The organism is Superficieibacter electus, assembly GCF_002915575.1.
Classification (GTDB): domain Bacteria; phylum Pseudomonadota; class Gammaproteobacteria; order Enterobacterales; family Enterobacteriaceae; genus Superficieibacter; species Superficieibacter electus.
In genome coordinates, this window is record NZ_PQGD01000054.1 from 1 (window position 1) to 4,673 (window position 4,673).

7 protein-coding genes and 1 pseudogene are annotated in these 4,673 nt (G+C 47.3%); 1 reads left to right on the forward strand and 7 read right to left on the reverse strand.

Annotation, left to right across the window (positions count from 1 at the left end; all coding sequences use genetic code 11):
* Positions 1-25: 25 nt before the first annotated feature.
* The 7 genes from CHU32_RS27420 to CHU32_RS27450 form a co-directional block, all read right to left on the reverse strand.
* On the reverse strand, positions 26-475 hold the full coding sequence (locus CHU32_RS27420) for an HNH endonuclease (protein ID WP_000241453.1): 450 nt from the start codon (positions 473-475) through the stop codon (positions 26-28).
* 54 nt (positions 476-529) lie between these two features.
* The gene (locus tag CHU32_RS27425) at positions 530-724 is read right to left on the reverse strand and encodes a hypothetical protein (RefSeq protein WP_000159617.1); all 195 of its coding nucleotides are present in this window, start codon (positions 722-724) and stop codon (positions 530-532) included.
* Positions 721-1,032, reverse strand: coding sequence for a hypothetical protein (locus CHU32_RS27430; RefSeq protein ID WP_000172888.1), 312 nt, complete (start codon positions 1,030-1,032; stop codon positions 721-723). The genes CHU32_RS27425 and CHU32_RS27430 overlap by 4 nt, the downstream gene beginning before the upstream one ends.
* Before the next feature lie 62 nt (positions 1,033-1,094).
* Positions 1,095-1,334, reverse strand: coding sequence for a hypothetical protein (locus CHU32_RS27435; protein WP_001180999.1), 240 nt, complete (start codon positions 1,332-1,334; stop codon positions 1,095-1,097).
* 249 nt (positions 1,335-1,583) lie between these two features.
* Positions 1,584-2,996 (reverse strand): hypothetical protein, encoded by a 1,413-nt coding sequence (locus tag CHU32_RS27440; protein WP_022646499.1) that lies wholly within the window; start codon positions 2,994-2,996, stop codon positions 1,584-1,586.
* Positions 2,997-3,149: 153 nt separating this feature from the next.
* Positions 3,150-3,479, reverse strand: coding sequence for a hypothetical protein (locus CHU32_RS27445; RefSeq protein ID WP_000140246.1), 330 nt, complete (start codon positions 3,477-3,479; stop codon positions 3,150-3,152).
* A 116-nt stretch (positions 3,480-3,595) separates the two neighbouring features.
* Positions 3,596-4,564 carry an IS5-like element IS903B family transposase gene (locus tag CHU32_RS27450; protein WP_176682092.1) on the reverse strand — a complete coding sequence of 323 codons (969 nt, stop codon included), beginning with the start codon at positions 4,562-4,564 and terminating at the stop codon, positions 3,596-3,598.
* Between the two features lie 38 nt (positions 4,565-4,602).
* On the opposite strand from CHU32_RS27450, the pseudogene CHU32_RS27455 reads away from it, so the two are divergent.
* A pseudogene (locus CHU32_RS27455) lies at positions 4,603-4,673 on the forward strand (histidine kinase); the annotation flags it as partial.

A 4,673-nucleotide genomic window follows, 5' to 3' on the forward strand; every position in this document is an offset into this window, starting at 1 on the left:
TTGAATGGGTTCATGTGCAGCTCCATCAGCAAAAGGGGATGATAAGTTTATCACCACCGACTATTTGCAACAGTGCCATTTCTTTTCTCATTCCTTCAACACTAAAAGCTCCTTTAAAAAGGTTGCAGGGGGCGCATGATGGAAATAAGTTTTCTATAGCATGCAGTTCAGGGTGCATAACCTTACCCGTACTTCGGGCAACATGAGTTACGCCGCTGCCGACAGGGGCTCTCACCAGTTCAAAGTCGCGTCGAACAGGCTCAACATGATCGGCATGCCACCCTTTTTCAGGAAGCTTGCAACCACAATAGGCACAACGCCCCCCAAATTTCATTCGCAGCTCAGCTCGCTGTATTTTAGAGATCTTATTTTTAGGTTTTGAGAACCTACCATCAGGTGATTCAGCTTTGGATAACTTTGCTGAGGGCTCAGGTAATTCAACTAAATTCCCGTTGATATTTATCACCTTGACCATATCATTTTCCGCCTTTACTAAGCTCACGGGCACAGGAACTGGCTTAAGTAACCGCTAAAGATAACAGCCACTGACTGCATCTACCCAGACCTTCTGTTTATACTCAATAGGCCACCCCTCTTTATCTGCCCGGATGACGCAATCATTTACCGTGGTGCGTGACCGGATACGAACATCAAGCGGAAGCGAATCGTTATCCACACGAGCCTGTGCCTCATTTAAAATGCGTAAAAACATCTCTTTGGTCATTCAGATACCCCCTCAACTTTGCGAATTTTGATCAGATGAGGGCGACTCAGTTTACAAAGTTGTTCTGTCGCTTCATCAATCGAATTGAACCGATGAGCCTCTTCGATATTTAAAGTCCAGTATTTCGCTTTCCCTTCTCCCAGATCGGACTCAAAATAATTTCGCTTTACATCCATTTTTTTAGGCCTGCCATTTATCTTGACGACATTATGTCTGTCATCAAAAAGAAATTCGTCCCCCTCAAAAGTGATTAATACAAATGGCCCCTCAGGCTTGGAAGTCCGGGAACTTTCCATTTTCAAAGTCATACTTCAGCCTCTCGATAGAACTCATGAAACGTCAAATTAAAATGGACTCACACCACACTGATTCAGTATTCCTCCTGAACCCCATTAGGCTCTGTTGTGATTTCATATTTAATTCCGCCAGGTGCTCCCACAGCGTCCGCGACCGACTCACACAGCAGCGAGAGATCGTTGAGGGTCATTGGGTGTTCAATGTCCAGCGTGAAGAGTTTCCCGGCTTGCTTGGCGGCTGTCTTGTCAGCATGTTCGGCATTAAAAAGGTATACGGTGTGTTTTTCCTGAGCGGGTGTATTTTGATTTTGCATTGATGATCCTTTTGTTTAGTTCCCCGATTCCGGGGGTGAGTGAATTAATTTAAATTTATATTCGTCTGGTTTAATTAGAACGTTTCCACGCTATGCGTAAACAGGTAATGCAAGGGCTGTATCAACAGGATTAAAGTTACTTTTCTGGATGCAGCAACGCTTGGACATGATGTCCACATTACATCACGATCAAAGCTAAGTTTTTTTTGTATAACCCCTCCATTTTCGTGTGTTTCGCGTTTCAGACGCTTATACGACCTGCTTGACCATCCTCATCAGAAGGCGGTTTAACAGTCCTTTCGCTGTCGGGCGATTGCTATCGACATAGTAAAAACCTGTTTTGGTCGTACCGTGAGCACTGCTCAGCACCCTCAGTTCCCAGATAACGTCACGGATAACGCCGCCATTTTCTGGCTTAAGGCATTCAGATAAATGGCGCATGAAACGAGCTCTTACGGCACGGTAATAGCGGAACTCCTCTGGCTGGTTAGTATTTTCTTTCACCCGGAGTCGCTGGTTACACAGAGTTAGAACTGCATCCATCATTCCCGCCTTCAGCTTCGCCTGGATCGCACCTTGTTGCTGTTCCCTCTCACCTTCGAGTAACGTTAAAATTCTTTCTCCGAGTGCCGTCTTGTTGTGTACGTGCAACTGAACACAGGCAGCTACGCATGCCCAGAATCTGAACTTTTTTATCTGTCCACGCAATTTCCGGGCTACAACCTGACGGTATGCAGAATCACTGAGTATTTTAAAACGCCGACTGGCAACCAGCTCTGGAAGCGACACTCTGTCGCCTATCCCCAGGCGGGAAAAGGTTTGTCCCCGCTGTGCGAGACGATGATAGACAGCGCCCTTGCCTTTTGAAATTCGGACCGCGCCATAACGAAGAAGATACTGAGCAGCAGTCGTTGGAGTAAACTCACCGTCAGCGATGCGCTGGCGTAACCCGTCGTATTCATGCCAGATAATCCAGGACGCCGTATCTTCTTCAACAGTCAGCTCATCCTCTTCCTCGAATGCCACGACGACAGAACTGCTCTCTCCGGTCTTTAGGCTACGTGAAGCCCTGGGGTCAGCCTGCCCGTCAAAATAGGTCATCAGCGGCAACGTATCAGTCAGTCCATCATAAGCTGTACCGAACCGGCCTCCGGGCAGTTTCATCCAGAGTGGAGCTGGCATTGGTGTACGGGGCACAGGCTGCATGTCAGGCTCATCCTCAAGAAGGTCCAGATCGGCCTCTTCCCAGACCCTGCGATAGATCTCAATTGCCCGAAACGGGCGAGGGTTGAAACAGTGCAACGACCAGAGGAAATCAACGTGGATCACGTTTGCTTCCTGTACAAGCCGAAATTGTGGCTCAGCCATACGACGGTTATAAGCCGTATCGTCAACCTCGCCGGAAAGTAGCTTTCTGCGATGCTCTGCCGCACGTCTTGCTTCAACATAATCAAGGCTGCAACAGGCATGAAAAAGACGTTCAGTCAGGGACGAAGAAAAGATATTGGGTTGAAGACGCACATATCCGCCTTCGAACACTTTACGACCGATATAATCCCGCAGGCTCCAGTCGTACTGGATCTTAGAAAGAAATCGCTGAAGACGACTCAGGCCAGCCTGATAACCGTATTTCTCCGGGTCAGTTCGAAGGAGCGTTTCCATTGAATGGTCAACCCCTACTGCTGTGCAAAATGAGCACCCTATAATTCTGATCATTTAGAAATTTTTTTGCGTTTAAAATCAATGAATTGAAAGATTTCATTTTTCTAAGTCTGATAAAACAGATGAAAACCCAACTGACTATACTCATAAAACTCAATCTTTGCGCTGCTGTACGATACCAGTAATTACAGGTGCCGAGTTTAACATCATGAAAAGTAGCCCAATAATGAATGACGCAACGCCAGCTGCGGTGCCTAACTTCTGACTGAACACCATTGAAACAAAGTACATATTTGGGATAAAAACGGACATAGCAATCACGAAAAGTAACTTATTCAGATAATTATTTATTCGGGTCTTAACCTCAACTCTATCATAAAAAGCCATCGAAACGTAAGCAGTTATCAGTGAATAAAAAGACCATGTCATATAGTTAACCGATTCATTAAATGCCTCTCGCAAAAGCAAAGCACTTTCTGTCATTCCCTACCTCATTAAATCAATAGAAAATAAATCTGAATAATTTATTTTTAAAAGAAAAGAGGCTTTGTTGAATAAATCAGATTTCGGGTAAGTCTCCCCCGTAGCGGGTTGTGTTTTCAGGCAATACGCACGCTTTCAGGCATACCTGCTTTCGTCATTTTGTTCAGCGCTCGTACCAGGGCCATAGCCTCCGCAACCTGACCATCGTAGTCACGCAGCGTCAGTGAACCCCCGAACAGCTGTTTTACCCGGTACATCGCCGTTTCCGCTATCGAGCGACGGTTGTAATCTGTTGTCCATTTCCACCGCGCATTACTCCCGGTCATTCGCTGATTAGCCACTGCACGGTTACGGTCTGCATATTCACCGGGCCAGTAACCCGCACCTTTTCGGGGAGGGATAAGCGCGCTGATTTTCTTATGCCGCAGTTCATCGTGACATAGCCGGGTATCGTAAGCGCCATCGGCGGCGGCTGACCTGATTTTCCGGTGGGTTTGCCGGATTAACCCGGGGAAGGCCTCTGAGTCCGTAACGTTGTTCAGCGACAGGTCAGCGCAGATGATTTCATGTGTTTTACTGTCAACGGCGAGATGCAGCTTACGCCAGATACGGCGGCGTTCCTGGCCATGCTTTTTGACTTTCCACTCGCCTTCACCGAAGACCTTCAGCCCGGTGGAATCAATTACCAGGTGTGCGATTTCACCCCGGGTGGGCGTTTTGAAACTGACATTAACCGACTTTGCCCGCCTGCTGACACAGCTGTAATCCGGGCAGCGTAGCGGAACGTTCATCAGAGAAAAAATGGAATCAATAAAGCCCTGCGCAGCGCGCAGGGTCAGCCTGAATACGCGTTTAATGACCAGCACAGTCGTGATGGCAAGGTCAGAATAGCGCTGAGGTCTGCCTCGTGAAGAAGGCGCTGCCGACTCATACCAGGCCTGAATAGCTTCATCATCCAGCCAGAAAGTTATGGAGCCACGGTTGATGAGGGCTTTATTGTAGGTGGGCCAGTTGGTGATTTTGAACTTTTGCTTTGCCACGGAACGGTCTGCGCTGTCGGGAAGATGCGTGATCTGATCCTTCAACTCAGCAAAAGTTCGATTTATTCAACAAAGCCGCGGTGATGCTTACGGTATGGTGGTTATCAAGTTTTATCCTGATTAGCACCCTTAATGGCTATTTCGATAATCAGGA

Coding starts and splice junctions, on each gene's coding strand:
- CHU32_RS27420 (WP_000241453.1), bottom strand. CDS start 475: ATGGTCAAGGTGATAAATATCAACGGGAATTTAGTTGAATTACCTGAG.
- CHU32_RS27445 (WP_000140246.1), bottom strand. CDS start 3,479: ATGACAGAAAGTGCTTTGCTTTTGCGAGAGGCATTTAATGAATCGGTT.
- CHU32_RS27425 (WP_000159617.1), bottom strand. CDS start 724: ATGACCAAAGAGATGTTTTTACGCATTTTAAATGAGGCACAGGCTCGT.
- CHU32_RS27435 (WP_001180999.1), bottom strand. CDS start 1,334: ATGCAAAATCAAAATACACCCGCTCAGGAAAAACACACCGTATACCTT.
- CHU32_RS27440 (WP_022646499.1), bottom strand. CDS start 2,996: ATGGAAACGCTCCTTCGAACTGACCCGGAGAAATACGGTTATCAGGCT.
- CHU32_RS27430 (WP_000172888.1), bottom strand. CDS start 1,032: ATGACTTTGAAAATGGAAAGTTCCCGGACTTCCAAGCCTGAGGGGCCA.